Source organism: Gordonia aurantiaca (assembly GCF_039939235.1).
Taxonomy (GTDB): Bacteria; Actinomycetota; Actinomycetes; order Mycobacteriales; family Mycobacteriaceae; genus Gordonia.
The window spans coordinates 430,664-455,445 of sequence record NZ_JBDUUF010000003.1 but is presented as its reverse complement, the minus strand read 5'-3'; the positions used below and the strand labels follow the sequence as shown (position 1 = coordinate 455,445).

At 67.9% G+C, this 24,782-nt stretch carries 22 protein-coding genes, 1 rRNA gene and 1 pseudogene; 12 read left to right on the top strand and 12 right to left on the bottom strand.

Annotated features, from left to right (window positions below; all coding sequences use genetic code 11):
* Window positions 1–115, top strand: a 5S ribosomal RNA gene (gene rrf / locus ABFT43_RS09500); the annotation flags it as partial.
* A 101-nt stretch (window positions 116–216) separates the two neighbouring features.
* Here the strand turns inward: rrf and ABFT43_RS09495 are convergent.
* Window positions 217–1,454: pseudogene (locus ABFT43_RS09495) on the bottom strand (lipase family protein).
* 272 nt (window positions 1,455–1,726) lie between these two features.
* On the opposite strand from ABFT43_RS09495, the gene ABFT43_RS09490 reads away from it, so the two are divergent.
* The 4 genes from ABFT43_RS09490 (at window position 1,727) to ABFT43_RS09475 (ending at window position 6,288) form a co-directional block, all read left to right on the top strand.
* Complete coding sequence (locus ABFT43_RS09490) at window positions 1,727–2,845, top strand: CynX/NimT family MFS transporter (RefSeq protein WP_347960109.1); 1,119 nt, start codon at window positions 1,727–1,729, stop codon at window positions 2,843–2,845.
* Window positions 2,846–2,927: 82 nt separating this feature from the next.
* A complete protein-coding gene (locus ABFT43_RS09485; protein ID WP_347960081.1) occupies window positions 2,928–4,286 on the top strand; it encodes a hydroxysqualene dehydroxylase in 1,359 nt (452 codons plus the stop codon).
* Window positions 4,287–4,309: 23 nt separating this feature from the next.
* Entirely contained in the window at window positions 4,310–5,095 is a 786-nt protein-coding gene (locus ABFT43_RS09480) for a PaaI family thioesterase (protein ID WP_347960080.1), read from the top strand.
* 245 nt (window positions 5,096–5,340) lie between these two features.
* Window positions 5,341–6,288: a phytanoyl-CoA dioxygenase family protein gene (locus tag ABFT43_RS09475; protein WP_347960079.1), complete on the top strand. Its 948-nt coding sequence runs from the start codon at window positions 5,341–5,343 to the stop codon at window positions 6,286–6,288.
* 99 nt (window positions 6,289–6,387) lie between these two features.
* Here ABFT43_RS09475 and ABFT43_RS09470 read toward each other — a convergent pair whose 3' ends face one another.
* Genes ABFT43_RS09470 through ABFT43_RS09460 form a run of 3 tightly spaced genes read right to left on the bottom strand, consistent with a single transcriptional unit; the run spans window position 6,388 to window position 9,373 of the window.
* Window positions 6,388–7,530 carry a CoA transferase gene (locus ABFT43_RS09470; protein ID WP_347960078.1) on the bottom strand — a complete coding sequence of 381 codons (1,143 nt, stop codon included), beginning with the start codon at window positions 7,528–7,530 and terminating at the stop codon, window positions 6,388–6,390.
* A gap of 30 nt (window positions 7,531–7,560) precedes the next feature.
* Window positions 7,561–8,565, bottom strand: coding sequence for a MaoC family dehydratase (locus tag ABFT43_RS09465; protein WP_347960077.1), 1,005 nt, complete (start codon window positions 8,563–8,565; stop codon window positions 7,561–7,563).
* Complete coding sequence (locus tag ABFT43_RS09460; protein ID WP_347960076.1) at window positions 8,558–9,373, bottom strand: HpcH/HpaI aldolase/citrate lyase family protein; 816 nt, start codon at window positions 9,371–9,373, stop codon at window positions 8,558–8,560. Before ABFT43_RS09460 ends, ABFT43_RS09465 begins: the two co-directional genes overlap by 8 nt.
* Window positions 9,374–9,572: 199 nt before the next feature.
* On the opposite strand from ABFT43_RS09460, the gene ABFT43_RS09455 reads away from it, so the two are divergent.
* Both ABFT43_RS09455 and ABFT43_RS09450 read left to right on the top strand, forming a co-directional pair.
* Window positions 9,573–10,724, top strand: a complete 1,152-nt coding sequence (locus tag ABFT43_RS09455; protein WP_347960075.1) for an acyl-CoA dehydrogenase family protein — start codon at window positions 9,573–9,575, stop codon at window positions 10,722–10,724.
* A gap of 37 nt (window positions 10,725–10,761) precedes the next feature.
* Window positions 10,762–11,505 carry a GntR family transcriptional regulator gene (locus ABFT43_RS09450; protein WP_347960074.1) on the top strand — a complete coding sequence of 248 codons (744 nt, stop codon included), beginning with the start codon at window positions 10,762–10,764 and terminating at the stop codon, window positions 11,503–11,505.
* An 85-nt stretch (window positions 11,506–11,590) separates the two neighbouring features.
* Here the strand turns inward: ABFT43_RS09450 and ABFT43_RS09445 are convergent, their stop codons facing one another.
* A complete protein-coding gene (locus tag ABFT43_RS09445) occupies window positions 11,591–13,066 on the bottom strand; it encodes an MFS transporter (RefSeq protein ID WP_347960073.1) in 1,476 nt (491 codons plus the stop codon).
* 96 nt (window positions 13,067–13,162) lie between these two features.
* On the opposite strand from ABFT43_RS09445, the gene ABFT43_RS09440 reads away from it, so the two are divergent.
* The gene (locus ABFT43_RS09440) at window positions 13,163–13,666 is read left to right on the top strand and encodes a MarR family winged helix-turn-helix transcriptional regulator (RefSeq protein WP_347960072.1); all 504 of its coding nucleotides are present in this window, start codon (window positions 13,163–13,165) and stop codon (window positions 13,664–13,666) included.
* Window positions 13,663–14,562: an SDR family oxidoreductase gene (locus tag ABFT43_RS09435; RefSeq protein ID WP_347960071.1), complete on the top strand. Its 900-nt coding sequence runs from the start codon at window positions 13,663–13,665 to the stop codon at window positions 14,560–14,562. Before ABFT43_RS09440 ends, ABFT43_RS09435 begins: the two co-directional genes overlap by 4 nt.
* Before the next feature lie 3 nt (window positions 14,563–14,565).
* Here ABFT43_RS09435 and ABFT43_RS09430 read toward each other — a convergent pair whose 3' ends face one another.
* The 6 genes from ABFT43_RS09430 to ABFT43_RS09405 are packed head-to-tail and all read right to left on the bottom strand — an operon-like array spanning window position 14,566 to window position 20,556.
* On the bottom strand, window positions 14,566–14,976 hold the full coding sequence (locus ABFT43_RS09430; protein ID WP_347960070.1) for a carboxymuconolactone decarboxylase family protein: 411 nt from the start codon (window positions 14,974–14,976) through the stop codon (window positions 14,566–14,568).
* A 35-nt stretch (window positions 14,977–15,011) separates the two neighbouring features.
* Window positions 15,012–15,800 (bottom strand): IclR family transcriptional regulator, encoded by a 789-nt coding sequence (locus ABFT43_RS09425; protein ID WP_347960069.1) that lies wholly within the window; start codon window positions 15,798–15,800, stop codon window positions 15,012–15,014.
* 50 nt (window positions 15,801–15,850) lie between these two features.
* Window positions 15,851–16,720 carry a carbon-nitrogen hydrolase family protein gene (locus tag ABFT43_RS09420; protein ID WP_347960068.1) on the bottom strand — a complete coding sequence of 290 codons (870 nt, stop codon included), beginning with the start codon at window positions 16,718–16,720 and terminating at the stop codon, window positions 15,851–15,853.
* Entirely contained in the window at window positions 16,717–17,721 is a 1,005-nt protein-coding gene (locus ABFT43_RS09415; protein ID WP_347960067.1) for an LLM class flavin-dependent oxidoreductase, read from the bottom strand. Before ABFT43_RS09415 ends, ABFT43_RS09420 begins: the two co-directional genes overlap by 4 nt.
* Window position 17,722: 1 nt before the next feature.
* On the bottom strand, window positions 17,723–19,201 hold the full coding sequence (gene hydA, locus ABFT43_RS09410; protein ID WP_347960066.1) for a dihydropyrimidinase: 1,479 nt from the start codon (window positions 19,199–19,201) through the stop codon (window positions 17,723–17,725).
* Window positions 19,198–20,556, bottom strand: a complete 1,359-nt coding sequence (locus ABFT43_RS09405; RefSeq protein ID WP_347960065.1) for an aminotransferase class III-fold pyridoxal phosphate-dependent enzyme — start codon at window positions 20,554–20,556, stop codon at window positions 19,198–19,200. Before ABFT43_RS09405 ends, hydA begins: the two co-directional genes overlap by 4 nt.
* Window positions 20,557–20,919: 363 nt before the next feature.
* Here ABFT43_RS09405 and ABFT43_RS09400 point away from each other — a divergent pair, with 363 nt between their 5' ends.
* The 3 genes from ABFT43_RS09400 (at window position 20,920) to ABFT43_RS09390 (ending at window position 23,353) form a co-directional block, all read left to right on the top strand.
* Window positions 20,920–21,762: a substrate-binding periplasmic protein gene (locus tag ABFT43_RS09400; protein WP_347960064.1), complete on the top strand. Its 843-nt coding sequence runs from the start codon at window positions 20,920–20,922 to the stop codon at window positions 21,760–21,762.
* Window positions 21,763–21,792: 30 nt separating this feature from the next.
* Window positions 21,793–22,446 carry an amino acid ABC transporter permease gene (locus ABFT43_RS09395; protein ID WP_347960063.1) on the top strand — a complete coding sequence of 218 codons (654 nt, stop codon included), beginning with the start codon at window positions 21,793–21,795 and terminating at the stop codon, window positions 22,444–22,446.
* A 79-nt stretch (window positions 22,447–22,525) separates the two neighbouring features.
* Window positions 22,526–23,353: an amino acid ABC transporter ATP-binding protein gene (locus ABFT43_RS09390; protein ID WP_347960062.1), complete on the top strand. Its 828-nt coding sequence runs from the start codon at window positions 22,526–22,528 to the stop codon at window positions 23,351–23,353.
* On the opposite strand, the gene ABFT43_RS09385 is transcribed toward ABFT43_RS09390, so the two are convergent.
* Complete coding sequence (locus tag ABFT43_RS09385) at window positions 23,350–24,756, bottom strand: FUSC family protein (protein WP_347960061.1); 1,407 nt, start codon at window positions 24,754–24,756, stop codon at window positions 23,350–23,352. The two genes, ABFT43_RS09390 and ABFT43_RS09385, sit on opposite strands and share 4 nt — an antisense overlap.
* Window positions 24,757–24,782 lie beyond the last annotated feature (26 nt).

Below are 24,782 nucleotides of genomic sequence, written 5' to 3'. Positions count from 1 at the left end.
CGGCGGCCATAGCGGAGGGGAAACGCCCGGCCCCATTCCGAACCCGGAAGCTAAGCCCTCCAGCGCCGATGGTACTGCACCTTAACCAGTGTGGGAGAGTAGGACACCGCCGAACACAATTTCCACTGTGGCCCTTCACGAAACCTCGTGAAGGGCCACAGTGCATTTCCGGGTCGGTGCTCGCTGTGCCCGGAGGTTCGGGAGCGCCGGTGGGATTCAGGGAACCGGTAGCGGGGCCAGACTGTTTCCACGCGGAAGTGAACCGCAGTTGCTCCTCGTCGGGAGGCCGGCGAACCTTTCGGTCAGGTAGGCCACGGCCAACGGTATGAACGGAAGAAACGCCTCTCGGTGGGCGTAACCGTTGAGTTGGTGATAGGTGACATCGACACCGCGGGAACAGTATTCATTCGCCAGGGCGATGACGTCACCGGTGATCATCAGGGTGTCTCCGATGGCGTTCTTCTTGCCCACGGCGAGGAACATCCTGGTGCTCGGGGTCCCCTGGCGACCCATGATGTTGTCGTTGATCGCCCGCACCACGCCCGGGACGTCCAACAAGCCCGTGTACGGCGGAGACACCATCGCCGCACTCGTGAGTCCCGGATAGTTGTTCGCGAACTGCGAGATACATTGCTTGTCCACTGCTTTCGTCACCCTCTCGCCGAGCGACGAGAGGAACTCCGCGGTGTCGAGTCGGTAGGTGCGTTGATAGGCGACCACCAGTGCCGGGATGACGCCGGCCCACTTGGGACTGCCGTTGATGTAGGGAAGATTGTGGGCGAGATCGACCGGCAGTCCGCCGGCTGCGGCGCCGACGATGTTGAGTTCGGGTGCGTATCTCGGGGCGATCTCCGCACCCACTGTGTCGGGATGGACCCGCCCGAGTAACCGACCAGACCCACCGGCGTCGACGTCGGCAGGCGGAGGAATGACTGTGCCGCACGTACACCGTCGAGTGCGGCGTACCCCGACTGTCGTCCGATCGTCCACTGCAGGTCCTCGCCCTCGTAGTCGGGGACGACGTCGGTGTAGCCGGCCGCGAGGTAACCCGCGATGACGCCCTGCTCTGTGGTTGCGGTGCCGTTCGTGTAGCCGCCCGACAGGGTGTAGGACGGGTCGCACTGGGCGCCCAGCGCGTCGTAGGCCATGTGATACGAGACGAGCCTCGGCGGGCCGGGCACCAGCGGACGCAGCACGGTCGCAACCGTTGCGCGTGCCTCGCCGAACTGATCGGTGGTGCGGTAGAGGACCTGGGTGCCGGTGATCGGCGTGGGTTGATCCGGTGTCCGGAAGGTCATGGGGCGTGTGCGGAGAACGGTCCCCGGGGCCACCCCGCGCAGCGATCCGTCCCAGGCGTAGAACGGGTCCGCGGAAGGCAGTGGTGAGCCCGGTCCCGGAGCGGCGTCGGCAGGGGCGGGGAGCGCGAACCCTGCCACGACGCCGGCGGCGATCATGATCGAACCCACGCCTTGCAGGACCTTCTTGACCAGCCCGTTCCCCATGGCTCATTGAAACACCGATGATGCGGCTCTGGCGGGGTTCTCACCGTACCTCTGTCGGGCGGCGCTACCGGATGATGAGTGTTAGGTTCAGAAACGATGTCTGAGACGATGATTCGGAGCGCCCCCGTCTCGGTGCGCCGCCCGTGAGCACCCCGCGTATCGCGCTGACCGAGGAGTCGAGCCCGCGCTCCACCGCAGCCGTCGTCCTCACCGCCGTCGGCGTCATGCTGGTCGCGGCGAATCTCCGTCCGGCCGTGGTGTCGGTCGGTCCGTTGGTCGGGGCCATCTCCGACGACCTCGGATTCAGCAGCGCGGTCGCCGGTCTGCTGACGGCGCTCCCGGTGCTCTTCTTCGGGATATCGGCGCCCGTCGCACCCCGTCTCGCCAACCGGTTCGGCATCGAGCGGACGATCTTCGGGGCGCTCCTGGTGCTGATCGTCGGCTTTCTCGTCCGGCTCCTGGCGTCGTCGGTGGCGTTGTTCGTCGGCTCCGCGGTCATCGGCGCCGCGATCGGCATCTGCAACGTCGTTCTTCCCGCACTGATCAAGCGGGATTTCGCACACCGATCCGGGCTGATGACCGGCCTCTACTCGGTCACCTTGTCCGCCGGCGCGGTGGTGGCGTCGGGCGTCATCGTGCCCATCGATGATGCGCTGGGCGGCAACTGGCGAATGGCGCTGGCCTCCTGGGCGCTCCTCGCGATCGTGGCCGTGCTCGTCTGGCTGCCGCAACTGTCCCATGCGCACCGCGTCGGCCCGGCCGCGGCGGCGACCTCGTTGCTGCGCAACCCGATCGCCTGGGCCATCACCGTGTTCATGGGCACGCAATCACTGATCTTCTACACGCTGGTGGCGTGGCTGCCGCAGTACCTCGTCGACGACGGGATGTCCCGGGCAGGGGCCGGTGCGGTCGTCGCGGCCGCGCAGTTGCTCGGGCTGGTCGCGTCGTTCGTCGCGCCGGTGTTCGCCGGCCGCTTCGCCGACCAGCGCGCGGTCACCTTCGTGACGCTCGGTGTGTCGGCGCTCGGCTTCGCCGGACTCCTCGCCACCGACTTCTGGCCCGGCTTCTGGGCGGCGTGCGTGATGGTGGGCCCCGGCGCCGGCATCAGCCTGTCCCTGCTGTTCATGGTGCTGCGGAGCTCGAGCCCGGAACAGACCGGGCAGGTGTCCGGGATGGCCCAGTCGGTCGGCTACCTGGCCGCGGCGGCCGGTCCGATCCTCATCGGCGGCGTGCACGACCTCTCCGGGTCCTGGACCACGGCGATGGCCGTCCTCGCCCTCTTCGTGGTCCTGCAGGCGCTGGCGGCACTCGGCGCCGCGAAAGACGTCAAGATGACGGACTGAACCCGGCCACGTGTCTCGCCTGGTGAGACCATCATTGCAATCTGTCTCACATCGTGCACTTCCGGCGGCTACGCTCATGCGCATGCATTGCGTGGTCGTGGGTGGGGGTCTGGCCGGATTGGCATCGGCGGTCTGGCTTTCCGAGGCGGGCCAGCGGGTGACGCTGCTCGAGCGCCGCGGATCGCTCGGCGGACGCACCATCTCGATGCCGTTGGCCGTCGTCGACGACGTCCCGGACAACGGGCAGCACGTCTTCGCCAGCGGCTACACCGACCTGATGCGCTACCTCGACAGCGTCCGTACCCGCCGGCACGTCGAGTTCCCGGGGCACATGACCATCCGCATGCCGGGTGGTGCCACCCGGAAGTCGGCGTTCGGAGGACTGTCCGGCCTGCGTGCAGCGCTCGGTGACCTTCCCGGCGTAACCGGCCTCGACCGACTCCGGACCGCGCGTGCCCAGGCGAAGCTCATCCGCCAGGCCTTCCGGCAGCCCGAGTGGCTCGACAAGGTCACCGCCGACGAATGGTTCCGCCGCATCGGCATGCCGGCGTCGGCGCGGAAGGCATTGTGGGACGGCATCGTCATCGGCCTCACCGGCGACAAGACCGAGATATCGTCCGCCAAGGTACCCGCCGACCTGCTCGTCACCGGCGCACGCCGAGCGCTCGCGACGCGTACCCCGATCTCCATCGGGTTTCCCACCGTCGACCTCGACACCCTGTTCATCGCGGGCGCGGAGAAGAGGTTCGCCGATGCCGGTGTCGACGTCCGCCACCGCGCGGTCGTGTCGTCGATCGACGTCGCCGACGCCCGGGTCACCGGGGTCACCCTGTCCGATGGGCAGAAGGTCGAGGCCGACGCGGTCATCTGCGCCGTTCCGGTGTGGAACGTGAAGGGCCTGCTCGACCGGGTACCCGGTCACGAGAAGATCTACGAGGCCGTCGAGAACCTCACCCCGGTGCCGATCGTCAGCGTCAACCTCTACCTCGACCGGCCGATCGGGATGACCGACTGGGGCGAGATCCTCTACGGCGGGGAGGGTGTACTCGAACAGGTGTGGGACCGCCAGCGCATGCACGGTCGCGAACCCAGGGACAACTGGTTCTACTCGACGACCGTCTCGGCCGCCTACGAACTCATCGGGAAGTCCAACGCCGAGATCACCGACATCCAGATGGACATGCTGCGCAGGTACTACCCGAGCGCCGCCGACGCGCAGGTGGTCCACAGCCACGTCGTGCGGATGCCGAAATCGACGTTCGCCCAACGGCCCGGCACCGCAGGCATCCGCCCAGACCAGCGCACCGCCATCGACAATCTGGCCCTGGCCGGCGACTGGACCCGCACCGACTGGACCACCACGATGGAAGGCGCGTGCCAGAGCGCGGCGCGCGCCGTCGAGGTGATCCTCGAGTACGCGCGAACCCGGTCCCGGGCCTAGGCAGACGGGTTGGGTTCGTCTTCATGCCCACGACGTCTGTCTTCTTCATCGGTGGTCCCGAGATCATGTTGCGCGTCGGCGACATGGCGATCACCGCCGAGCGCGGCGCCGGCCGCATGCAGACCGGTCCGTGGCTCGCCGATCCCGACGCGGGCGTCACGCGCGGCGCACTCGGGGTCGCCCTCGACGACGTGACCGGGTATCTCGTCGACGCCGGGAGCCCGGATGGGCAGTGGCCGGTGTCCCTCGGCATCCGCGTCGATTTCATCGCCGACCCGCCGTTGGACGGTTCGGCGCTCGAGCTCACCGGCGAACTCGTGGCCCGCTACGACGGCGGCGCCATGAGCAGGGGGATGGTCACCGACGCGTCGGGCGCGACGATCGCGACGATGATCCAGCGGTCCCACCTCGTCTCCGCACCCGGATCTCCCGGCGACCACGCCACCCCCGATCTACTGGCAGCACCCGAGGGTCCCGTGCGTGAACAGTTGGGGCTCGTGGCCACCGCGCCGGATGTATTCACCATGCCGCCAACGCCCTTGTCCGCCAACGGCATGGGTAGCGTCCACGGCGGAATCCTGGTCTGTGCCTCGGAACTCGCCGCCATGACCGCGATCGAGGCGGGTGGAGGGTTCCGGACGACCAGTGTCGACATCGCCTACGTCCGACCGTGTGTCGCCTCCGAGATCACGACCTTCACCTGCGATATGGTGCATCAAGGCCGTTCGATGTCGGTGGTGCGGGTGGTCTCGGCGAATTCGCCGGGCAAGCCCTCGTCGATCGCCACCGTCATCCTTCAACGGATCTGACGTCTCTCCCGACCGCTGTCACCTGCACGGTTGCGATGACCCGCGGTCGGCTGGCAGTCTGCACACAGACGGCCGTCCGCGGGCACGTGCAGATCGACGCGTGTCGGGTTCGGCCGCATTTCGCGCGCCGGCGCACCGGAAGTCATCGCGTCGGCGTTCGCGCACAACACAATCATTTGCCTGCCGCTTCGTAATCGCCTTTTCTATCAAGCGGCCTGCCGGATGAGGGAAAGGATCGCAAGATCGTGGTAACTCAAACAGCAAGCCAGAACAACCAGGTCGCCGACACCACGACCCGTGTCTCGGGTGCCGACGCCGCAACCCCCTCGGGTGTCGACGTCTATCGAACCCGCCTGCCGCATCGCGGTCAGATCGAACCGCGCCCGCACAACACGGTGTGGGGCAGCATGAACAGCCCGGGACCGCTCTCGCCGCCCGAACTGCGCCAGTACGCCGACCGCGGCTACCACACCGATCGAAAGGTCTTGTCCCCCGAGGACATCGAGGCGTGCCTGAACGAGGTCACGGCGATCACCGACCGTCTCGGGGAGGACGACCGGGTGATCCGCGAGCCCTCGAACGGCGACGTGCGGTCGCTATTCGCGGTGCACCGGCTCAGCGACGTCATCGCCGAGATCGTCGACCGCGAATCGATTCGCGGTGCGGCCGAACAGATTCTCGACGACGAGGTCACCATCCACCAGAGCCGGATCAACCTCAAGCCGGGGTTCTCCGGAGGCCCGTTCTACTGGCACTCCGACTTCGAGACCTGGCACGCCGAGGACGGTATGCCCGCCCCGCGGGCATTGAGCGTGTCGCTGGCGCTCACACCGAACCTGTCGATCAACGGGCCGCTGATGATCATCCCCGGCTCGCACCGCCGCTTCGTCAGCTGTGTCGGGGAGACGCCCGGTGACTACCATCGCGAGTCGTTGACCTCCTACCGTCCGCCGTTCGGCACGCCGGAGGAGGAGGACGTCGCAGCGCTCGCCGACGAGCTCGGGATCGACACCATCACCGGGCCGGCCGGATCGGCGCTGTACTTCGACTCGAATTGCCTGCACGCGTCGGGCGGCAACATCACGCCGTACCCGCGCAGCAACCTGTTCGTGGTGTTCAACGCGAAATCCAATGCACTGCAGGAGCCGTTCGGCGGCACCCCGCCGCGGCCGGACTACCTCGCGCATCGGTGACACCCGGCCGCATCCAAAATCACCAGTTCGCAACAGAATCGCGACTTTCGAGTCGCGATTCTGTTGCGAGAGTGCGATTTCGCGGGTGCTCGGGTTCGGCTAGAATCCGGTCGACGAGCCGAGTTCCGGGGCGGGGCCGGTGAAGTAGTGCTCGCCGTCGAACGACGCGGGCAGGCCGGCCGCGAGGTATTTGCCGAGCCCGGGTTGATCCAGCTCGGCGAACAGCGGATTGCGCTCCAGCACGCCGGATTCGACGACCTCGTCGAACGTCCGGTACCGCCCGGACAGCACCGAGCACTTCGCCAGCGCCTGCTCGACCTGGGCGGTGGTGTGCCGCTCGAACCATGAGGCGAACAGCGGTGTGACCACGCCACGATGGGTGAACCGGTCGGCTTCCTTGGTGAAGTCCGCGCCCAATGCCTTCTCCACGGCAGCGACGGCGTCGGCGGTCCCGGTCATCGCGACCAGATCCCGCCAGTGCCGCGGCGTCAGGGCCACGATCATGAACCGGTCGCCGTCCGCGGTCACGAAATCCGTTCCGTACGTGCCGTACACATCATTGCCGGTCGCCGGGCGGCTGCCCGAGCCCAGTTGCGGTTCGGTGAGGTAGCCGAGGGTCCCGGCGATCGCGAGCGCGGTGTCCTCGAGCGGCAGGGTGATCTGCGCGCCCTTGCCGGTCCGGTCGCGACGCCGGACCGCAGCGGTGATGGCGAGCGCGGCGTACAGGCCGCACGCCACATCCCAGGCGGGCAACACGTGGTTGACGACGCCCGCGTAGTCGGTGGGGCCGGTGATGGCCGGGAAACCCAGTGCCGCGTTGACGGTGTAGTCGACGCCCGGCGTGCCGTCGGTACGTCCGAGCAGTTCCAGGGTGATGACGTCGGGGCGCTTCGCCGACAACGTCGCGTGGCTCATCCACTCGCGCCCACCGGCGTTGGTGACCAGGATGCCGCCGCCGGGCCCGCTCTCGGTCACCAGGTCCCGGACGAGTCGCCGGCCCTCGGGTTCCCGGAGGTTCGCGGTCACCGACTTCTTACCGCGGTTGAGTCCGGTCCAGTAGATCGACGTGCCGTCGGCGGTCACCGGCCACCGGTTGGTGTCGGCGGCGCCGCCGACCGGGTCGACGCGGATGACCTCGGCGCCGAGCTGGGACAGCGTCAGACCGCACAGCGGCGACGCCACGAAGCTCGACACCTCGACGACGCGCAGGCCCTCGAGTGGGCGCGGGTTGGTGCTGCTCATGGAAAACCTCTCGGGGGAACGATTCTGGGGTCAGGCCATCAGGACGTCGAAGCGCCAGTCGAGGACCTCGCGGTCCTCGGCGTCGCCGTGTGCGACGACCTTCGACCGCAGCTTGAGCACACCGCCGCCGGACCCGAGCGGGGTGGCGGACTCCACGGTGATCTCCGAGCTCAGGGTGTCGCCTTCGTGAACCGGTCCGGTGTGGTCGCAGGAGTCCCAGCCGAGCACGGTGACGAGGTTCGGCAGCGCCCGGTTCGCCTGCGCCAGCGCGAGTCCGATCGTGTGCCCGCCGTACACCAGGCGGCCGCCGGCGGCCTTGCCGGCCACCCGCTCGTCGTGATGGGTGGCGGCGATGTTCAGTGACAACCGTGCGAGTTCGGGTGCGCTCGAGACGACATCCGCGCTCGACCGGAACACCGTGCCCGCGAGGTCGGTCGAGAAGTGCCGGCCGCGAACCGATTCGCGGAACGCCTGCAGATCCCAGTCGGGGAGTTCGTGCTCGGCGTCGCCCTCGGGGCCGATGGTGCTCAGATCATCCGAGTGCACCGTTCGTCCCGGATCGGCGTCGGGGCTCAAGGGCAGCATCGCGCACCGGTAGAAATCGAGGACGGTGTTGCCGTCCTGGTCGGTGGTGACCATGTGCAGCGCCGCGAGACCGGTGGGCGCCCGGCCCGGCTTGGGGCTGTTCTCCCGAAGCCCGACTACCTCGGTCACCGTGGCGAGCGTGTCGCCGATCCTCGGATGGCTCAGGAACCGCAGGCCGCGGTAGAAGAGATTCGCCTTCACGTGGTGGGTCGCCAGCGTCGACTGACCGATCGCGACGTCGGTGACCAGCCCAGGATGGGCCAGCACGCCCTCGCCGAGGACCCGCCGCGACAGATGCGCGTCGAGCGAGAGCCGCAGGCGGTCGCCGATAATCGCCTGATGATGCGCGGCGAGGCCCGAGGTCAACGTCATCGACGGCGCGTCGTCGAAGACCTGTCCGTGCCGCAACTCGTCGAAGTACGGTCCGCCGACGGCGATCACGTCATCCATCGACGCCGGCCTTCGCGAGGGTCTTGCGTGCCGAGACGGCCAGGGCCTCGTCGAGCATCCGGCCGTCGAGTTCGGCGGCGCCCGCGCCGGCGGCTGCGGCCTGCTCCAGTGCCGTGAGCACCCGCCTGGCGTCCTCGATCGCGTCGGGATCGGGGGTGAAGATCTCGATGGCCGAGGTCAATTGGGCCGGATGGATCACCCAGGTGCCGTCGAAACCGAGGTCGCGTACCCAGCGCTTCGCCGACCGGAATGCCTCGTCGTCGGCGATGGTCAGGTGCGGTCCGTCGATCACGTCGACACCCGCGGCCCGCGCGGCCAGCAGGACCGAGTCCTGGATGACGTGCCAGGTCTGCATCGGCAGTCCCGGGGCGCGGCCGAGCGCCGCGCCGAGATCGGCGTACCCGATGAGGACGGCATCGAGACGGTCTGTCGCAGTGCATATCTCAGCGGCGTCGCGGATTCCCCGGGGCGTCTCGAGTAGCGCCTGCAGCCGGACCGGTGAGTCGCCGAGTCGCCGGTCGGCCTCCCGGAGATCGCCCGGGCTGTCGGCCTTGGGCAGGACCACCGAGGTCAGGTTCGTCATCGTCGCACATGCTGCGAGATCCGCTTGTGCCCAAGGGGTGCCGATGGCGTTGATACGCAGGGAGACGGCGCGGTCTGCGCCGAACTCCGCGACCAGCTCGCCGGCCGCGGCACGGGCGGAGTCCTTGTTCTCCGGTGTCACCGCATCCTCGAGGTCGAGGACGACCTCGTCGGCGATGGAGGTCAGCGCCTTGCGGGCCTTGCGGTCGTCTGAGGCAGGCGCCACCAGTACGCCTCGTCTTCTCTGCACCATCTCTCCCGGTGATCTCCTCGGCCCCACGGGTCCGACAAATGTGCGGCCAAATAAACGTCCTCCCGGTTCTAGCAGACCATCCCGGAGCTTGTGAAGGGTTGACTTGGCTATGCCTCGGCAACAAAATGGCCGTACATATCGCCATCTCCGAACCGTCAGGTGGGACCAGTCCATGAGCACGCTGTCAGCCGAAGAAGCATTCCTCGTCGAGACCGTCCGGTCGTTCATCGACCGCGAGGTCAAGCCGGCGGTGCAGGAGGTGGAGCATGCCAACGAATACCCCGAGAAGTGGATCGAGCAGATGAAGCAGATCGGGATCTTCGGCCTGGCGGTTCCCGAGGAGTACGGCGGCTCGCCGGTGTCGATGCCCTGCTACGCACGGGTCACGCAGGAGCTCGCGCGCGGCTGGATGAGCCTGGCCGGGGCGATGGGCGGGCACACCGTAGTCGCCAAGCTGCTCGCCCTGTTCGGCACCGAGGAACAGAAGCAGGCGTACCTGCCGCGGATGGCCACCGGTGAACTGCGGGCGACCATGGCGCTGACCGAACCGGGCGGCGGCTCGGACCTGCAGGCGATGACGACCGTGGCGAAGGAGGACGGCGACGAGCTCGTCATCAACGGCGCCAAGATGTGGATCAGCAACGCCCGACGCTCCGGGTTGATCGCGCTGCTCTGCAAGACCGACCCCGATGCCGAGCCCCGACACCGGGGCATCTCGATCGTGCTGGCCGAACACGGTCCCGGTCTGACTGTTTCACGAGACCTTCCCAAACTCGGTTACAAGGGTGTGGAGAGCTGCGAACTGGCTTTCGACGGCTACCGCGCACCGAAGACGGCGATCCTCGGCGGGGTGCCGGGCAAGGGATTCGGCCAGATGATGAAGGGCCTGGAGACCGGGCGCATCCAGGTCGCCTGCCGCGCCCTCGGCGTCGCCACCGCCGCTCTCGAGGACTCGCTCGCCTACGCGCAGCAGCGCGAATCCTTCGGCCGGCCGATCTGGAAGCACCAGTCGATCGGCAACTACCTCGCCGACATGGCCACCAAGTTGACGGCGGCCCGCCAGCTCACCTGGTACGCGGCCGAGCAGTACGACAAGGGTGATCGGTGTGACATGGAGGCCGGCATGGCCAAGCTGTATGCCTCCGAGGTCGCGATGGAGATCGCCCTCAACGCGGTCCGCATCCACGGCGGATACGGTTACTCCACCGAGTTCGACGTGGAGCGCTACTTCCGCGATGCGCCGCTGATGATCGTGGGCGAGGGCACCAACGAGATCCAGCGCAACGTGATCGCCTCGCAGCTGGTCGCGCGCGGAGGGATCTGACGGGGATCCGACGGGCGAAGACACGAGGGGACTGGCGATGAGTGGGGCCGGGCAGTCCGAGCCGGCGTACAAGGTGCTGGCCGCGGAACTGCGCTCGCACATCGCGCAGGGGCGCTACAAGGGCGGGGTCCGGCTGCCCACCGAATCCGAACTGTCGCAGGAATACGGGCTGAGCCGTCAGACCGTGCGCCGCGCCTTCCTCGAGCTCGTCACCGAGGGCTCGGTGTACCGGGTGCCGGGGCGTGGGACCTTCGCGACCGAGAACGTCGGGCAGTACCTGCGTCAGCTCGGCTCGATCGAGGACCTGATGAACCTCTCGGCCGACACCGAGATGCAGGTGCTCGAAGCCCCTTCGCGCCGTGTCGATCTCGAGGCGGCGGGACGATTGCGGCTCGACACCGACGTCGTGTACCGGATCGTCTTCCAGCGTTTCCACGACGGTGTGCCGTTCGTCGTCACGAGCGTCTACTGGCCCGAGCCGGTGGCGCGCCTCGTCATCGGCGCGCCCGAGCTGCAACAGGGTGCGACGAGCGCCTACACGATGATCGGCCTGCTCGAACCCCACCTGCAGTATCCGATCGACGAGTGCGCGCAATCGATCACGGCCACCACCGCCGACGCCGAGACGGCCGCGCGCCTCGGCTGCGATGTCGGGCACGCGGTGCTGCGTGTCGACCGCCTGTACACCGACTCGCGGGGCCGTGCCGTCGAGCTCGCGGTGAGTCACTTCCTGCCCGAGCACTACACCTACCGCGTGACGCTGCGCCGCAGCAGCCCGTGACCCGGTACCGATGCCGAACCGGCGGAAACGACGTGGCCCGGCAGTCGATGATTGCCGGGCCACGTGTCGTGCGCGAAGCGGTGCGTCAGTGCTGACGCGCCTTGACGGGCTCCGCGACGACGAGGTCCGAGGACTTGCCCTTGCTCGGGATCAGCAGGGTGATCGCCACGCCGATGAAGGCGGCGGCCGCGGCCACCAGGAAGCACCAGGTGAAGGTCGATTCGGCGGGGATCTCGGCACCGCCCAGCGACAGGGTCGAGCTCGCCAGGATCGCGGCCATCACCGCGGAGGCCACGGTGGTGCCGAGCGAGCGCATCAGACCGTTGAGGCCGACGGCCGCGCCCGCTTCCGTGATCGGCACCGACCCCATGATCAGCGTCGGCATGGCGGCGTATCCGATGCCCACGCCGATGGCGCAGATGATCGACGCCAGCATCAGCTTCCATGCGGCGTCCATGAGAAGGAACGCGAACAGGTAACCGACGCCGAGGATCGTGGCGCCGATGGCGAGGGTGTACTTGGCGCCGATCTTGTTGATGAGCAGGCCCGAGATCGGGGCGAAGATCATCATCATCAGACCGCCGGGCGCCAGCCAGAGACCGGCCGCCAGCAGCGTCTGTCCGAGCCCGTATCCGGTGGCCTCGGGCATGCGCAGCAGCATCGGCAGGATGATCGACTGCGCCATCATGCCGAAACCGATCGCGGCGGCGGCGATGTTCGTCAGCAGGACGGCGGGACGCGCGGTGGTGCGCAGGTCGACGAGCGGGTCGTTCTGCCGGAGTTCGAACACGCCGAACGCGATGAGCACGGCGATGCCGCCGAGTCCCAGTCCGAGGGTGGTTCCCGACGTCCAGCCCCAGTCGTTGGCCTTCGACACCGCGATCAGGAACGCCGAGAGTCCGATCGCCATCAAGACGGCGCCGGGGACGTCGAGGCGTCCGCCCGAGGCGTTGTTGACGCGCGGGACGAGGAGCAGTAGCGCGGCGATGATGACGAAACCGAGACCGGTTGCCACCCAGAACAACGCGTGCCAGTCCCAGGTCTGGACGATCCACGCCGACAGGGGCAGGCCGATGGCGCCGCCCACACCCAGGGTGGCCGACATCGCCGCGACCGCCATCGACGTGATCTTGGGCGGGGTGACCTCACGGATGAGGCTCATGCCGACCGGGATGAACCCCATGGCCAGGCCCTGTACGGCGCGACCGATGATCAGCGGGACGAGGGTGTCGCCCAGCGCGCACAGCAGCGAACCGGCGGTCAGCAGGACCGCGCTGCCCACCAGGACGCGCTGCTTGCCGAACATGTCGCCGAGACGACCCGCGATCGGCATGGCCACCGCGGCGGCGAGCAGGGTGGCGGTGATGACCCACGACGCGTTGCCGATCGACGTGCCCAGAAGGCGCGGCAGGTCGGGCTGGATCGGGATGATCAGTGTCTGCATCAGCGCGGCGACGAGACCGCCGAAGCACAGTGCCACGACGCTGCCGATGGCTCCCGCCGGCACGTTCTTGTCGGCGACGGCCGCCGGTTGGGGCGCCTGCCCCTGTGCATGGCTCATGAATTGAGACCTCCTTCGAGGTATGCAGCATACATATGTAACCTACATAGCCAAAGCGGACAGTAGATTGTCCTGGTCGAATGTGATGGAGGAGACATGTCCGAGGACCACGCGCCGTGGCAGACGCCGGTGCACCGGGATCTGGCAGCGGAATTGCTGCGCATGGCCCGGCGCCGGGCACTGGTCCATCCGTCGGCCGGACTGGAGAAATCGGCATTCGCCATCCTCTGGGTGCTGTCGGACGGGCGGCCGCGCACGCTCCGGGAACTGACCGAGGCCCTCGAACTCGAACAGTCCACGGTCAACCGCCAGGTCAACGCCGCGATCAAACATGGCTACGTCGAGCGGTTCGACGTGGAGGGCTCGCTGTCCAAGCAGATCCGGCCCACCGCGAAGGGCCTCGAGGCATTCAAGCGCGACGGACTGCTGCGGGCCCGGCAGCTCGAACAGGTCTTCGCCGACCTCGCACCCGGCAGCCCCGAGGCGCTGCTCCACGAATTGCGGGCGTTCAACGACGCCTACGAACGGACGCAGAGCCGGCACGCCGCCGGTGAGCGTGACGAGAAGAACGACCAGACGTACAAGAGAGGACTGGGATGACCACTGGGGGCGGTACGTACGCGGTGACCGGATCGGCGTCGGGAATGGGGGCGGCGGTTGCCGACTCCCTGCGCAAGGAGGGGCACACGGTGATCGGCGTGGACCTGAAGGACGCCGAGGTGGTCGCCGACCTCTCGACGCCCGCGGGTCGCGCGACGGCCGCCGCCGAGGTGCTCGCGAGGGCCGGCGGCAGGCTCGACGGCGCCGTCCTCGCGGCCGGCATGGGCCCGGCCCGGGGACGTGAGCGGATGATCACCGAGGTCAACGTCCTCGGTGTCACCGAGCTGCTGACCGCCTGGCGCCCGGCTCTCGCCGCTGCGGACAAAGCGAAAGTGGTTGTCTTCGGTTCGAATTCGACGACCGTCACGCCGATGGTACCGAGCGGCGCGGTGCGCCGGCTGATCAACGGCGACACCGAGCGCGCCACGAGGCAGATCCTGCGCCGACGTGGCGTGACCGCGCCGGTCGCCTACGCGGCGTCGAAGATCGCGGTCACCCAGTGGTGCCGCTGGCAGGGCACCAAGCCCGAATGGGCCGGACAGGGCATCCGGATCAACGTCATCGCCCCCGGCCCGGTGATGACCCCGCTGCTCCAGGCGCAGCTGGACAGCCCGCAGGCCAAGGCCGTGACGTCGTTCCCGGTCCCGGTGCGCGAGTTCGGAACCCCCGAGCAGCTCGCCGCCTGGGTGATGACCATGCTCTCGCCGGCCGCCGACTTCATGGCCGGTTCCATCATCACCGTCGACGGCGGCACCGAGGCCCTCATGCGCACCCGCGACTGGCCGAAGCCCCTGCCGTTCAAGCGGATTCCGAAACTCGTATGGAAGATGTACCGCGCACCGAAAGAGGGGCAGGTCGCCCGGTACCAGGCGGCCCGCCCCTCATCGGGAGCGTAGTCGTCAGTCGGCTCGCTCGGCGGCATCGAGTTCGCGCAGCACCTTCTCCGCGTTGCGGAATGCCTCCAGCGCGGCCGGGACTCCGACGTAGATTGCGGTCTGCAGGAGGGCCTCCTGGATCTCTTGGTCGGTCACGCCGTTGGCCCGCGCACCGCGCACATGGGTGGCGAACTCGGTCTGACGGTTCAGCGCGGTCAGCATGACGAGATTCAGCAGACTGCGGGTTCGGCGGTCGAGGCCCTCACGGGTCCAGACGGCGCCCCAGCAGTACTCGGTCACCAGATCCTGCATGGGCTGGCCGAACTCGGTCGCCGTCGACAGGGCCTTCTCCACGTAGGCCTCGCCGACGACCTTCTTGCGCATCGCCAGGCCGGCCTCGTAGAGAGCCGAGCGTTCGGTCGACGTCGTTGTCATGGGATGTCTCCTTGGGATGGGGGGGATCTCGGGTGTCACATCGCGGGGCCCAGCTGGGTGCCGGGTGGGGTGCGGGCGAGGACCCGCTCGATGTCGTGTGCGGTGTGGATGAGTTGTTCGGCGATCTCGGGGACGCGTTCCTCGGTGAGACGATAGGTCGGGCCGCCCACCCAGATCGCATATGGCACAGTGCCGTTCACGCGAACCGGGCAGGCGACCGAAGCCGCTCCGGGCTCGAGTTCGTCGCGCGAGGCCGCGAAGCCGCGTTCCGCGGTCAGTGCGAGTTCGGAGAGGAACCCGTCGATGTCGCCCCCGCGGGGCGACTCGCGGAACTGCGGGTCGGACTCCAGGTTCTGGCGCACCGCCTCGGGTTCGAGCAACGAGAGGAACACCTTGCCGGTGGAGGTCGACCACGCCGGCTGCAGGCGAGGCACCGCACGACGCCCGAGCCCGATGTTGTGCGGGGAGGCGGTCTGCGCGAGCACCATCACGGTGTTGGTGCCCTTGACCGGCTGGTCGAGCCCGCAGGTCTCCATCGCCTGGGTGGCGAGGGCCCCGAGCAGACGGTTCACGTAGGAGAGCGCCGTGTCCCGGTCCGACGTCGGACTGAGCATGAGCAACACCGACAGCGACATGTGGAACCGCTTGGTGTCCTCGTTGAGCACCACCCAGTCCTCGGCGGCGAGGGCCAGCAGGATGCGGTGGCAGGTGGCCTTGGGGATCTCGGTGAGCCGGGAGACCCCGGACAGTCCGATTCCGTTGGGGCTCGCGGCGACCGTCTGCAGGACCCGGAGGGTCTTTTGTACAAGTCCGGCGTCGGCCACGGTTTCTCCTCAGATCGGTGTCACATCGGGAAAAGCGGGGGTCGTAGGTGTCATTTGTATAGGTCGAACCGGCGATCGCGCAGAAATGGACGTCCGAACGCGCGCTTGGCCGGCAGTTGGCCGAGGTCGATGTCGCCGACGACCAGCTCGTTCTCGCCGTTGTCGGTGGCCGTCGCGACGGTCTCGCCGTCGGGTCCGTAGATGGAGCTGCCGCCGAAGTACTCCTTGGGGCCCTCGACGCCGATCCGATTGCCGGCCAGGACGTACATGCAGTTGAATACCGCGTGCGCCTTGAGCTCGAGGTCGAAGGTCTCGCGCTTGTACCCGTTGCCGGACGCGATCGGGATGCCGAGCACGGTGGCGCCCTGGACCGCGGCGGTGCGGGCGAGCTCCGGGAAGTGACGCTCGTAGCAGATGATCGTCGAGACCCCGATGCCGTCGGCGTCGACCACACCGGGCGACTCGTCACCGGGCCGGAAGTACGACTTCTCCGGGAAGTTGTACGACAGCGGAAGGTGCGACTTGCGGTAGTCGAGCCGGCGTTCGCCGTTCACGAAGATCGTGGCGGTGTTGTGGTAGACGCCGGTGGCCGCGGTCTTCTCGAAGATCGACGAGATGATGGTCATCCCGTGCTCGCGGGACTTCTCCTGCACCATCGTGTTCGACGGGCCGTCGAGCGACTCCCCGTAGACCAGGTAGTCGGGGTCCGGCGGCATCGGCTTGACGAAGGGGACCGAGAAGAGCTCGGGCAGCTGCAGTATCGCGACCCCGCGCGCGGCGGCCTGGTCGATCAGGTCGGCCACGTCGGCGAGGTTGGCATCGCGGTCTGCGGTCGGGCGCAACTGCAGGACACCGGCGGTGACGATGCCGGTGCTGTCGGTCTGGATGTTGTCGGTCTGGATGTTGTCGGGGGCGGTCATGCGGAAACCTTTGCGAGAGAGCGGACAGTGTCAACGGGGTTGGCGCCGAGGGGGAAGAGCACGGGGACGCGGACCCCGGCCGCGCGGTACTCATCGATCATGTCGGCGGTCTGCGCGGTCGTGCCGTAGGCGGTGACGCGCCGGACCAGGTCGTCGGGGACCAACGGCATCGCCTTGCGGATGTCCTCCGGCCGGGCGGGCCATCCGGCGATCTCCTTGAGCCGGTCGACCAGGCCGGGCTCGACCCCGCAGTGCTTGCCGATGTGCGGCTGTTGCATCAGGTACATCGTCAAGAACGCCTTGACCGCGTCCTTGGCGTCCTCGGGATCGGTGTCGTCGATCGAGCAGCAGATGATCTGGGTGATGTCGATGTCATTGGTCAGCGTGCTGCGCTCACGGCCGCGCTGAAGCGCGGCCACGGCCTCACGCGTGTAGCTCGTCGGCATCAGGAAGTCGAGATACACGCCGTCGGCGATCTCGCCGGACAGTTCGAGCATCTTCGGACCCACCGGGCCCGTGTAGATGGGGATGTCGACGGGCTTGTTCTCCGCGTACATCCGGTCGAAGCGGATCCTGTCCATCGAGAAGTGCTCGCCCTGGAAGGTGACCTCTTCGTTGGCGAACATCGTTCGGCAGATCGAGATGAACTCACGCATCGTGCCCAGCGGCTTGCGGATCGGGGCCCCGACCTTCGACGCGATCGGCTCCCACCATGCGCCGACGCCGAGAATGATTCGGCCGGGGGCGATCTCGTCGAGCGTCTTGAAGGTGACCGCGGTGAGCGCGGGATTGCGGGTCTTGTTGTTGATCACGCCCGAACCGATGCGCACGTTGTGGGTCCGGTCGGCGAGCAGGGACATGATGCTGATCGCGTCGCGGGTCAGCCGGCCCTCCGCGACCCACAGGCTGTCGAAGCCGGCTTCGTCGGCGACGTCGGCGATCGCCTTCGTCTCTTCCAGGGTGAAGCGTTCACCGAGGTGAACGCCGAGAGGAATTGTCACTTCACACCTCGCGGTTTCTTGGGTTGGCGATTGCGGATCGGTTGCCCGGCCGGGGATTCGGAGCACGGTCGTGCAGCGAGGTCCGGGGCAGATAGGTGCCGTGTCCGTGGCGTTCGATGAGCTCGCCGTCGCGGACGAGCTGCACGCCGCGGGAGAAGACGTGGCGCGGCGCACCGCGCATGGTCATTCCCTCGTACAGTCTGTACCCGGCGCGGGAACGGTGCCCGGTGGCCGGGATCGTGTGGTCGGCCCGCGGATCCCAGATCACGACGTCGGCGTCGGAGCCGGGTGCGATGGTGCCCTTCCGGGGGTAGAGACCGAACGTCTTGGCCGGGTTGGTCGAGGTCATGTCGACAAACCGGTTGACGTCGAATCGTCCTGCGGCGACTCCGTGTTCGTAGAGGACCATCATCCGTTCCTCGGCGCCGGGAACGCCTGGGGGGATGTTCGGGAAGTAGCCGCGGCCCTGCGGTTTCTGCGGCGGCAGATCCTCGGGTTGATCCATCGTGTATGTGGCGTGGTCGGTGCCGACCGACCCCAGGACGCCGGCGGCGAGCGCGTTCCACAACGGTTCCTGGTGGACGCTCTCTCGGATCGGTGGCGAGCAGATGTACTTGGCCGCTTCGAAATCCGTGTCCGAGTAGTCCTCGTATCCGGTGACCAGGTAGTGCGGGCAGGTCTCGCCGAACACCGGGCGTCCGCGATTCTGCAGGGATGCGATCTCCTCCACTCCATCGGCCGAGGAGACGTGGACGATGAACAGCGGGGTGTCCACCCACTCCGCGATCGTCGCCGCGCGGATGATCGCCTCGCGCTCGGCGGCGACCGGATGGCCGTGCATGTGATGGTGTTCCTCGGTCTTGCCCTCCTCGACGAGCGCATCGACCGCGGCGTTGATCAGGTGGCCGTTCTCGGCGTGCACCATCGGCAGGACCCCGAGTTCACGGGCCAGTGTGAAGCCGCTGATGAGGACGTCATCGCTCACCATGAGCCCCGGGTAGGCCATGAAGAACTTCCAACTCGTCGCGCCGAATTCCTCGGTCAGCCGACGCAACTGGTCGAACGAGTCGTCGCTGTTCGCGGTCGCCGGCACCATCAGGTGGAACCCGAAGTCGATCATGGACCCGGTCTCGGCCGACGCGCGGCGCCGGTGGAAGGCATCGAGAAGGCTCTCGCCCGGCAACCCGCGGACGAAATCGACGAAGGTCGTGGTGCCACCGGCCGCGGAAGCCGCACTCCCCGTGCGGAAATCGTCGGCGGTGCGGGTCGTGCCCGTGAGGTTGTGGTGCTCGAAATGGGTGTGGGTGTCGATCCCGCCGGGCAGGACGTAGTGGCCCGTGGCGTCGATGACACGGTCGGCGGTCCAACCCTCGTCGATGCCGAGGGCGGCGATCCTGCCGTCGGAGATCAGGATGTCGGCGCGGAAGGTGTCGGTGGCGGTCACCACGTGTCCGCCGCGGATGACGAGGGTCTCGCTCATCGCGACGCTCCGACGGCGTTGTCGGCGTGGACCAGCGCCTCGTCGAGGATCGACAGCGCGAGGTCGATCTCCTCGGCGGTGATGACCAGCGGCGGCGCGAGACGGATGACACTGTCCTGTCGGCCGATCCACAGCCCGCGGTCCTTTGCGGCCTTGACGACGGCCGCGCCCGGCGCGGCCTGCTCGGGGGTTCCCTTGAACGGGATCAACGGGTTTCCGTCTGCGCCGACGAGATCGATGCCCCAGATCAGGCCGAGGCCGCGGATGCCGCCGGCGCTCGGGTGGCGCTCGACGAGTTCGTCCAGGCCGCGCTTGAGGCGATCGCCCTGGACGGCGGCGTTCTCGACGACCTTCTCGTCCTTCATGATCTGGATCGCTGCGACCGCGCTTCCGCAGGCGAGGGGGTGCCCGGCGTAGGTCAGGCCGGTGGGCAACGGGATCTCGCGGAGCGCGTCGCGGATGTGTTCGCCGACGATCGTCGCGCCGAGTGGGACGTAGCCGGAGTTGATTCCCTTCGCGGTGGTGAGGATATCGGGTACGACGTCGAACTGCTCGATGCCGAACCAGGTTCCGAGGCGGCCGAATCCGACCATGACCTCGTCGCAGATCAGCATGATCCCGTACCTGTCGCAGATCTCGCGCACGGCCTTGAGATAGCCGGGCGGCGGTACGATCGGACCGTTGGTGCCGGTGACGGTCTCCATGATCACCGCTGCGACGCTGCCGGGGTTCTCGTACCGGAGGATCTCTTCGAGATGTGCCGCGGAGAACCGGGGGTCGTCGGCGTTGCCGCCGCCCGGCACGTACGGATCCAGCATGCGTACGACGCCCGGGGTGGTGAGGGGCTCGAGTCCCCAACGGCGCGGGTCGCCGGTCAGTGTCATCGCTCCGGCACTGGCCCCGTGGTAGGAGCGGTACCGGGCGATCACCTTGTGCCGGCCGGTGACGGCTCGGGCGATGGCGATGGCCGCCTCGTTGGCGGCCGCGCCGCCGGTGGTGAAGAAGCTGGAGGTGAGGTTGCCCGGCGTGAGGGCGTCGAGTTCGAGCGCGAGGCGGCTGCGGGCCTCGTTGGCGAAGGTGGGGCCGATGAAGCACGACGTGCGGGCCTGGTCGGCGATGGCCTCGACGAGTTTCGGATGCTGGTGTCCCAGATTCATGTTCACCAGCTGGGACAGGAAATCGAGGTAGCGGTTGCCCTCGCTGTCGGTGAACCAGCAGCCGGCGGCGTCGACGACGGTGATCGGCATGGGGCCCGACTGCTTCGTCCACGAGGTCAGCACGTGGTCACGATGCGCGCGGGCGATCCAGTCCGTTCCCTCCTCCGTCGTGGCCGGAAGTGTGCCGCTGCTGGTCATGGGATTCCTCCAAGGGGGGTCTGGTTCATCTAGTGAACCGATGTCTCAGTCGGATTGAGAGCAGCTTTCCTCGCACCGGTTTCCTTCTTGTTACGCAGTGGTTTCCATTTCGTTCGAGACGAGGATCACTGTGTGGCAACGGCTTCCGGATGTGTCCTGACCTGGGCTTCCGGTCTTGAAACCCAGTGTTCACATTTGGGCAATCTCCGCTAAACGAGTGAAACGTTGACTCATCCAGCGAACCGAGATTGCGAAGAGCGAACCGCAGGTCCGCCCCAACGGTGGGCCAGTGATCGACCGCTCGGTATCTCCGTCACCGTCCGGTGGACATCGGGCGGACCCCTCTGACAGAAGGACTACGCGATGAGAAAGCTTCCTCTCCGTGCCATGGTTGCCGTGTTCGGCGCCGCCCTGGCCCTCAGCGCCTGCTCGGCGAGCGACGAGGGTGACGGTGACGTGGTCACCGTGGCCACCTCCGCGAACTACGCACCGTTCACCATGGTCGAGACCAACGGCGACCTCACCGGCTACGCCATCGACATCGCCAAGGAGATGGGCGAGCGCATGGGCGTGACCGTGAAGTTCGAGAAGGTCGACTACAAGTCCCTGCTCCAGGGCGTCACCACGGGCCTCTACGACATGTCCGACGGCTCGGTGGTCTACACCGAGGAGCGCGCGAAGCAACTCGACTACACACATCCGGTCGCCTCGAGCGGTTCGGTCGCGATGATCCGCACCGGCGACAAGGGCATGATCACCGGTCTCAACGCGACACTCGAGGGTCGCCGGATCGGTGCCGTCGACGGTAGCGTCCAGCAGCAGTGGGCCCTGGCCAACAAGGACGAGCTGAAGTACTCGGAGGTCGTCGCGTACACCGGTCCGTCCCAGGCGATCCTCGACCTGAAGAACGGTCGCATCGACGCGATCGTCTACGACACCATCAACGCGCTGTACTTCGCCAAGAAGAACCCGTCGGACGGCGTCGCGCCGGTCGGTGACTCGGTGAACCCGTCGATCGTCGCCGCGACCACCAAGAAGGGCAACACCGAGTTGCTCGATCGCGTGAACAAGGCCCTCGACGAGATGTACGAGGACGGCACTCTCGGTGCGCTGCAGGTCGAATGGTTCGGCGAGCCGCTCGCGACCCCGGCCTCGGTGGACGCGTCCAAGCCGTACCCGCTGGCGCCCACCAAGTCCGAGCACTAGGCCACAGACACAGACCGGGTTGGTGACGATATGACATTCGACGCGCACGTCTGGGGTGAGTACCTCGGCGCACTTCTGGACAGCCTCTGGGCGACGATCTGGTTGTTCCTCGGGAGCATGGCGATTGGCACGGTCGGTGGTGCGCTGCTCGCGTTGATGCGCACCACCCCGGTCTGGCCGCTCCAGGCCGTTTCGATCGCTTTCACCTGGGTGTTCCGCGGCCTGCCGCCACTGGTGATCCTGTTCTTCACGTACTTCGGGTTGCCGGCGCTCGGCATGTCGCTGACGCCGATTGCGGCGGGCATCCTGGGTCTGGGCCTCACCGCGGCGGCCTACACCGCGGAGATCTTCCGCAGTGGCCTGTCGGCGGTCGACCGCGGGCAGTGGGAGGCGGCCCAGGCGCTGGCCATGACGCCGACGCACTACATGTGGCGGATCATCGCGCCCCAGGCGTTCCGCGTCAGCATCCCGCCCTATTTCAGCAACGCAATCACCGCGCTCAAGGCGACCTCGCTCGCGAGCACGATCACGGTCGCCGAGATCACCGGCACTGCGAACCGGCTGATCAGCACCACTTTCCAGCCGCTGGAGATCCTGACCATCGTCGCGATCATCTACCTGTTGTTGAACACGGTGCTGGTGGGTCTGCAGTTCGCGTTCGAGCGTGCGTTCGCACTCAAGTGATGGACGCCGCGATGAATGGCGCCGTGACGAACGCCGACATGACCAGCGCTGCAATCCCGCTCACCGAAGGAGCCCAGTCATGACCACACCCATCATCGAGATCTCCGGCCTCCGAAAGAGTTTCGGAGGCCGGGAGATCCTCCACGGCGTCGACCTCACCGTGAACCAGGGCGAGGTGGTGGCCCTGATCGGACCGTCGGGCGCGGCCAAGACGACGCTGCTGCGGTGCCTGAACCTGCTCGAGACCCCGAGCGGGGGCACGATCGACATCCTCGGGCGGCGTGTGTCCGGGCCGGACGGGAAGGGTCGGCAGCGGCACCTGCGTGGCCGGGCGCTGCGGGAGTTGCGCCGGGACGTGGGCATGGTGTTCCAATCCTTCAACCTCTTCCCGCACATGAGTGTGCTGGAGAACGTGATGGACTCGCCGGTGAACTCGCTGGGACAACCGAAGGACGAGGTGCGCGCCCGCGCGATGGAACTGTTGGGCGAGGTGGGCCTCGCCGATCGTGCCGACGCCTATCCCGGCCAGCTCTCGGGTGGTCAGAAGCAGCGTGTCGCGATGGCCCGGACCCTCGCGATGCAGCCGCGCGTGGTGCTCTTCGACGAGGTCACCTCGGCGGTGGATCCGGAGATGAAGGCCGAGATCCTGCTGGTCATGAAACGCCTTGCGCGAAAAGGTCTCACCATGATCAGCGTCACGCACGAGATGGGTTTCGCCGAGCAGGTCTCCGACCGTGTGGTGTTCATGGAGCAGGGCCGGATCGTCGCCCAGGGCGGTCCGGAGCTGATCCGCCGACCGCCCACCGAGCGGTTGGCACACTTCGTCAATGCGGTCGTGGACCCGGTGGGCGTGGCGGTCGAGGCCGACGGGTCACATCCCGACGGGAAGCCGGCCGACCCGGCCTAGCGGCCGGTGCGCAGGTGGAACCGGTCATCACCACGGATCGTCAGCGCCGCGAGGACGATTCCGATGGCGACACCGATGAGCGTGTCGCCCACGCGAGCGGCCGCGACGCCGGGGCCGACCGGATCGCCGAGCGCGGTGAGCAGCAGCGCCATCCCGGTGACACAGGTCGTCGCGGCGGCGTAGTTCCTCGTGACGGTCAGTTCCGCGCCGGTCTGGCATGCGACCGCGGCGGCGATCAGCGGCCAGTATCCGGGATCGGTGGCCAGGAACGCCCCGGCGAGTACCGCGCCGGCTGCGTTGCCGAGGAGACGCTGGATGCCACGCTGCACGGTGTGCGAATAGTTCACGCCCTGCAGCGTGGCGATTGCGCCCAGGATCGCCCAGAGGGGGTGGGACAGGCCGAATGCGGCGGCCAGGCCGCCCGACAGGAGAGAGGCGAAACCCACTCGGGCCGCTCCTGACCAGAGTCGTCGATCCGCGGCGGGCCGGCGCAGTTCCCTGGAGTGCGACGCGGGGAGCCCGACGGCCGCCGGATCGACACGTGGTGTCCGGATGTCGCTGCGGGCCTTGCGAAGTGCGGCCTCGATGCGCGCGAAATCCTCCCGTTCCGTGGCCTGCGGGCCGCGCCCGTCGAGTGCGGTCTCCGCCGCGTCGACCAGGGCGATCAGCTCGAGCACATGTCGGTCCAGGCGACGTGGGGGAGTGCATGCCAGGGTGTCCCGGGCCCGGGCGATCGCCTCTCGTGCCGCCGGGATCGCGTCGGAGCCATGCTGTTCGACCGCCGAGACCGCGGCCAGCGCGCGTGCGACGGCGACCCGGGACGGGCCGTGCGGGTGGGTGAGCATCGGGGCCATCGCCACGAGCCAGCCCACCAGTCCGCCGACAGCGGACGCCGCCGTTGCGTATCCGGCGTCGGCGACGGTGTCGGCGTAGCCGGCGGCACCGGTGGCCGCGAAGATCATCACGACCGGCCCCGGGCCGGTGACTCCGGCGACCTGGACCACCCAGTAGACGAGGGCGGCCGCCACCGACACCCCGAGGACCTGTGTCCAGATGCCGGCTCCGGTCACGCCGAGCATGGCCCCGAACGCGGTGTGGGCGACGATCAGCCCGGCGACCCCGGCGAGTCGGCGGGCGAGGCGCGGGTAGGGCTCGTAGCGCAGGAACGCCGACGCCAGCGCGCCGAGGGCGGCGAAGCCCGCGACCTCGGTCTGTCCGGACAGACCGCCCGCGACCAGCACGATGAGGATGGCCAGTCCGACGCGGAGGGCCACCGCGGTGGTCGGGTCGGCGCGTCGCACCTCGAGGGCGCCCCGCCAGGCGGTCGCAGACACCGAATGCGCCAATGCGCTGCGCGAGTGCCGCAGGCGGGTCCGGACGCGGTCTGGGGAGGGGACGATCATGGAATCATGATAGTTTACCAATAAAT

Bases quoted from the DNA above. Each gene is read 5' to 3' on its own strand.
- ABFT43_RS09445 (WP_347960073.1), bottom strand. From the start codon at position 13,066: ATGAGCCATGCACAGGGGCAGGCGCCCCAACCGGCGGCCGTCGCCGAC.
- ABFT43_RS09420 (WP_347960068.1), bottom strand. From the start codon at position 16,720: ATGACCGCCCCCGACAACATCCAGACCGACAACATCCAGACCGACAGC.
- ABFT43_RS09400 (WP_347960064.1), top strand. From the start codon at position 20,920: ATGAGAAAGCTTCCTCTCCGTGCCATGGTTGCCGTGTTCGGCGCCGCC.
- ABFT43_RS09395 (WP_347960063.1), top strand. From the start codon at position 21,793: ATGACATTCGACGCGCACGTCTGGGGTGAGTACCTCGGCGCACTTCTG.
- ABFT43_RS09485 (WP_347960081.1), top strand. From the start codon at position 2,928: ATGCATTGCGTGGTCGTGGGTGGGGGTCTGGCCGGATTGGCATCGGCG.
- ABFT43_RS09465 (WP_347960077.1), bottom strand. From the start codon at position 8,565: ATGGATGACGTGATCGCCGTCGGCGGACCGTACTTCGACGAGTTGCGG.
- ABFT43_RS09385 (WP_347960061.1), bottom strand. From the start codon at position 24,756: ATGATCGTCCCCTCCCCAGACCGCGTCCGGACCCGCCTGCGGCACTCG.
- ABFT43_RS09490 (WP_347960109.1), top strand. From the start codon at position 1,727: ATGCTGGTCGCGGCGAATCTCCGTCCGGCCGTGGTGTCGGTCGGTCCG.
- ABFT43_RS09435 (WP_347960071.1), top strand. From the start codon at position 13,663: ATGACCACTGGGGGCGGTACGTACGCGGTGACCGGATCGGCGTCGGGA.
- ABFT43_RS09440 (WP_347960072.1), top strand. From the start codon at position 13,163: ATGTCCGAGGACCACGCGCCGTGGCAGACGCCGGTGCACCGGGATCTG.
- ABFT43_RS09390 (WP_347960062.1), top strand. From the start codon at position 22,526: ATGACCACACCCATCATCGAGATCTCCGGCCTCCGAAAGAGTTTCGGA.
- ABFT43_RS09430 (WP_347960070.1), bottom strand. From the start codon at position 14,976: ATGACAACGACGTCGACCGAACGCTCGGCTCTCTACGAGGCCGGCCTG.
- ABFT43_RS09455 (WP_347960075.1), top strand. From the start codon at position 9,573: ATGAGCACGCTGTCAGCCGAAGAAGCATTCCTCGTCGAGACCGTCCGG.
- hydA (WP_347960066.1), bottom strand. From the start codon at position 19,201: ATGAGCGAGACCCTCGTCATCCGCGGCGGACACGTGGTGACCGCCACC.
- ABFT43_RS09405 (WP_347960065.1), bottom strand. From the start codon at position 20,556: ATGACCAGCAGCGGCACACTTCCGGCCACGACGGAGGAGGGAACGGAC.
- ABFT43_RS09450 (WP_347960074.1), top strand. From the start codon at position 10,762: ATGAGTGGGGCCGGGCAGTCCGAGCCGGCGTACAAGGTGCTGGCCGCG.
- ABFT43_RS09470 (WP_347960078.1), bottom strand. From the start codon at position 7,530: ATGAGCAGCACCAACCCGCGCCCACTCGAGGGCCTGCGCGTCGTCGAG.
- ABFT43_RS09480 (WP_347960080.1), top strand. From the start codon at position 4,310: ATGCCCACGACGTCTGTCTTCTTCATCGGTGGTCCCGAGATCATGTTG.